This window comes from Pseudoduganella buxea (assembly GCF_009720835.1).
GTDB lineage: Bacteria > Pseudomonadota > Gammaproteobacteria > Burkholderiales > Burkholderiaceae_D > Rugamonas > Rugamonas buxea.
The window spans coordinates 1-4,272 of the sequence record NZ_WNKZ01000174.1; the positions used below are offsets into that span (position 1 = coordinate 1).

Sequence of the window (4,272 nt, forward strand, 5' to 3'; positions counted from 1 at the left end):
CCATCGGCGATGGCGTCGAGGGCCTCGGCCAGTTGCCGGCGCGATTGGCCCACGGCCGCCAGGCGCCAGCGGAAATGCTCGCGGCGCGTGGCGGCCGTATAGCAGATGTCGCGCAGGCTCGCCGTGTTCGTGCGCAGCAGCGCGGCGTACTGGCGCGCCTGTGCCCGCAGGCTGGCCTCGTCCTTGGCCGACAGCGGCAGCAGCCGTGCTTCCTGTTCGCCTTGCGGGCTGTCCGCCGGCTCGTACGGGACGACCTCCGGCCCTTGTTCCAGCAGCGCGTGGGCATTGCTGCCGTTGATGCCGAACGAACTGACCGCGGCGTAGCGCTTCGCGTAGTGCCCTGGCCACGCGCGGTCGGTCGTGACGTTCACCTGCAGTGCCATCCGGTCCCAGGGGATATGGCTGTTGGGTCGCTCGAAGTGGATTTGGCGGGGAATGACGGCGCGTTGCAGTGCCAGCACGGTCTTGATGAACGACAGGATGCCGGCCGCCGCTTCGAGGTGGCCGAAGTTGGCTTTCGAGGAACCGACGAACAATGGCTGGTCGACGCTTCGCCCGGCGCAGTAGACGGCGCCGATCGCTTCGGCCTCGATCGGATCGCCCAGCCTGGTACCCGTGCCGTGCGCCTCGATATAGCCGATATCGGCCGCATCCAGTCCGGACTGCGACAGCACCGTGCGCAACAGGGCCTCCTGGGCGGCGCCGTTTGGCGCCGTCAGGCCGTTGCCGCCCGCATTGTGCGCGATGCCGGAACCGCGCAGGATGGCGGCGATCCTGTCCTGTGCCGTAAGTGCCGCGTCGAGCCGGCGCAGCACAACGGCGCCGCAGCCTTCGCCCTGGACGAAGCCGTCCGCGGCATCGTCGAAGGCCCGGCACGCGCCCTTGCGGGACAGCGCCGACAGGCCCGCGCGGCTCAAGCCATTCAAGGGCGAGAGCACCAGGTTGACGCCGGCGACGATGGCGATATCGCATTCGCCCGCAAGCAGGCTTTGCGCGGCCAGGTGCACGGCGACCAGCGACGAGGAGCAAGTCGTGTCGACGTGCACGGACGGTCCGGAAAAGCCCAGCAGATAGGAAATCCGCCCGACCCCGACACTGCGGCTCGTTCCCAGGCCCGAATACTCGTTGAGCTTGCCGGCCCGTTGCGGATTGACCGTCAGCTGCAGGTAGTCGTCAGAACCGATCGCGCAGAACACGCCCGTGCGCAGCCCGCGCAGCGTGCGAAGGGGGATGTTGCTGTCTTCGATCGCCTCCCACACCACTTCGAGTAACAGGCGATGCTGGGGGTCGATTTCGCTGGCTTCGCGCGGTGAAATACCGAAAAACAAGGGATCGAAGCGCGCGACTTCGTCCAGGAAGCCGCCCTTGGCGGGGCAGGACGACGGCGCCGCGTCCGTCGTGGCGGGCGTGCGCCGGCGCGATGCCGGCAGCTCCCGCACGGCACAGTGGCCGGCCTGTACCGCGTCCCACAGGGCCGCGGGCGTTTCAATCCCGGCAGGAAAGCGGCAGCCGAGCCCGACTACCGCCACGGGCTGCCGGGCTGCGGCAGCCGTTCCGCTTTCCTTCAGGGCCTGGATTCCCTGCAATATCCGGGCAATTTCAGTATTGCTCAGTGTCGACAAGAGTTCTTCCATTCTATGCCTTATGGAATGTCTGAAAATGAAAGGCTTTATCGGTGCGTGATCGAAGCCCTCCCAAAACAGGGCCGGATATTACATGAAGCTCCCTATTAAAAACTCACCAAATGTAACAAGCAGTTATTTTATTATAAATAAGTTGCATAGGTGCCGCGTTTCATGAAACGGCCTTGGCAGTCAATATATCGCTTGCTGTCAGACCTGACAGTTGCATGAATCAAGTGAATCGAAGTATTGAAATGGCGCCGCCGGAGATAATATGGTGGCGATTATCTATTCCTCTTCCGGTGACCTTGAAAACCTTATAAAATTCGGACGCGAATATGGTTTAATGCTCGGCCGGAAGGACATGCCGTCGAGGGTTGGGGGTGTGCTTAGCCGTGCAATCGGCGCGTTGGAAGGACCGGCCGGAGGGTGGGCGCCGGGGAGGCCGGCCTGCGGCAGCAATGGCGTGCCGAGGCGTGGCCCGGGCGGGTGGGCGCCTTTGCCGGCTGGGCGTTACCTTGCCGGCCATCGCGGCGACGTGCGGTGCTGCATGAGGGGCGCTGTCGCCTTTTCGCGCGGCCCGGGCGACTGATTAGGGCTGGATACGCGCCAGTGCAAGCGCATGCCCGGATATTCCCGATTGCCGATACCAGAACAGCCTGGCACATGGAGTGCGCTTTATAGAGATAAGCCGATGGTTTATGCGTATCCGCGCGCGCGTAGAATATGTGTAATGCTGAATACGAACGGTTTGCCTGGTCGTATTGATATTTCTATTGTCCCTGGCGATGCCGCGAATATGCGCAGGATGTGGAGCAGGTTCGAAACAATAAAGCTGCCCGTTATCACGTCGTAATAATTGGAAAGGTTTTCACCATGTTGCGATGTTTGTAGTGAATGTTTCCCGATTGAAGTTAATATTTCTGGAATGCGGAGGTATGCCCCGTTGCGGCAGCGTGGGTAGGCAATGGCATATGCCATGATATAGAACCCTGGGTCACGCCTGGCCGGATAATTGGACACCAATTAGTTGGCGCGATCGGCATATGTAACCGCCGCCGGTGTAATTTATGAACCGGTTGACCCGTCGCCGTGGGGGGCAAGGTCGAGGATATAGTGCCGGTCGGCGCCGTCGGCTGGCACGGGGCGCCAGCCTTGCATCGCGTAGAAGCGGTCGGCCCGCGTGCCGGCGCCGGTGCTGAGCCGGACGCGGTTGAAGCCGGAGTCAAACAGCCAGTTCGTCGCCAGGCGCAGCAGCTGTTTCGCCAGGCCCCGGCCTTCGTGCGCCGGATCGACGAAGAGCGCCCAGATCGAGCCGTCTGTGTCGTCAGCATAGCTGAAGGCGGCAATCGCCCCGTCGATCTCGGCCACCCACCCGCGCCCCGACTTCTCCAGGTAATCCTCGTACATGGCCTGCGTCACGCGGGCCGGATCGGACAACACGTTCTCGGTGACGGCCAGGCGGATGCGCGACATCGCCGGGATATCGGCCATGGTGGCACGCCGGAACAGTACCGCGCCGTCAGGCATGCATCAGGCGCCGCAGGTTGCACTGCGCCTGCCAGTCGCGCCGCTCCGCCGTCGAACCGGCCAGGCGCAGCAGCTCGGCGTCGTCGGTCGCGGCGATGGTGGAGATCAGGCGGTTGGCCACGTTGGGGTCCGGCAGCATGGTGCCGAAGAAGGCCACCGTTTCATGGCGCTGGATCAGCAGCGTGGGGAAGTTCTCGACGTCGAGGTCGCCCACCAGGTCCGCGTGGTCCTCGATATCGACCCAAAGGAAGTATTTTTCCGGGTGGCGCATGGCCAGTTCCTCGAATGCGGCGCGGTAGCTGGAGCAGGTGCCGCACCAGGCGGCGCACAGGCAGGCCACGATCAGGCGATCCTGGGCCAGCGCGGCGGCGACTTCGGCGCGGTTGTCCGCTTGTAGGGTAGTGCTGTGCATGATGGCCGTATTGTACAGCGATCGGCGTGGCGGCCGGGGGACGGGCAGGGGCTGGCCGTGATGGCCACGGTCGCGCCGCTGGGCTGGCGCCGCGCCGCAGGGTAAAATACGCCTTATGTCTTCTTCTCCGCTTACCGTTGTTGCAATCGAAACGTCTTCCGAAATGGCCTCTTGCGCACTGCTGTGCGACGGGCGCGTGACGTACCGCGAATCGTCCGGCGTGCGCACGCATTCCCAGTCCGTGCTGCCGATGATCCAGGAACTGCTGGCCGAGGCCGGGATCGCCCTGGCCGACTGCGACGCCATCGCCTTCGGCGCCGGCCCCGGCTCGTTTACGGGCGTGCGCACGGCCTGCGGCATCGCCCAGGGCCTGGGTTTCGGTGCCGGCAAGCCGCTGGTGCCCGTGGTGACCCTGGCCGCCATGGCCCTGGCCTGCCGCGAGCAGCAGGGCGGCGACGTCGATGCCGTGCTGCCCGTGCTGGACGCGCGCATGAACGAGGTGTACTGGGCCCAGTATCGTTTCGATGGCGACCTGCCCGTGGCCGTGCTGCCGCCGGCATTGTCCGCCCCGGGCGACGTGGCCGCCCAGGGCGAGGCTGTCGCCTGCGGCAACGGTTTCACGGCCTATCCCGAAGGTTTCGCGCCGCAACTGGCGGCCGCCGCGCACGGTGGCGCCATGCCGCACGCGGCGCAGGTGGCCCGGCTGGG

At 64.8% G+C, this 4,272-nt stretch carries 4 protein-coding genes; 1 reads left to right on the forward strand and 3 read right to left on the reverse strand.

Features of this window, described 5'->3' with window-relative positions; translation table 11 throughout:
- From GM672_RS27150 to GM672_RS27160, 3 genes are all read right to left on the reverse strand, one after another.
- Positions 1 to 1,622: type I polyketide synthase (locus tag GM672_RS27150; RefSeq protein WP_229417980.1), on the reverse strand; the 1,622-nt coding region annotated here is incomplete at its 3' end.
- A gap of 1,068 nt (positions 1,623 to 2,690) precedes the next feature.
- A complete protein-coding gene (locus GM672_RS27155) occupies positions 2,691 to 3,152 on the reverse strand; it encodes a GNAT family N-acetyltransferase (protein ID WP_229417981.1) in 462 nt (153 codons plus the stop codon).
- The gene (locus GM672_RS27160; protein WP_155473617.1) at positions 3,145 to 3,564 is read right to left on the reverse strand and encodes a thioredoxin family protein; all 420 of its coding nucleotides are present in this window, start codon (positions 3,562 to 3,564) and stop codon (positions 3,145 to 3,147) included. Before GM672_RS27160 ends, GM672_RS27155 begins: the two co-directional genes overlap by 8 nt.
- A gap of 163 nt (positions 3,565 to 3,727) precedes the next feature.
- On the opposite strand from GM672_RS27160, the gene tsaB reads away from it, so the two are divergent.
- On the forward strand, positions 3,728 to 4,272 hold a 545-nt coding region (gene tsaB, locus GM672_RS27165; protein ID WP_229417982.1), incomplete at its 3' end, for a tRNA (adenosine(37)-N6)-threonylcarbamoyltransferase complex dimerization subunit type 1 TsaB.

What these genes read in the sequence shown, in the direction of transcription:
- GM672_RS27155 (WP_229417981.1), bottom strand. Translation starts at nt 3,152, where the DNA reads ATGCCTGACGGCGCGGTACTGTTCCGGCGTGCCACCATGGCCGATATC.
- GM672_RS27160 (WP_155473617.1), bottom strand. Translation starts at nt 3,564, where the DNA reads ATGCACAGCACTACCCTACAAGCGGACAACCGCGCCGAAGTCGCCGCC.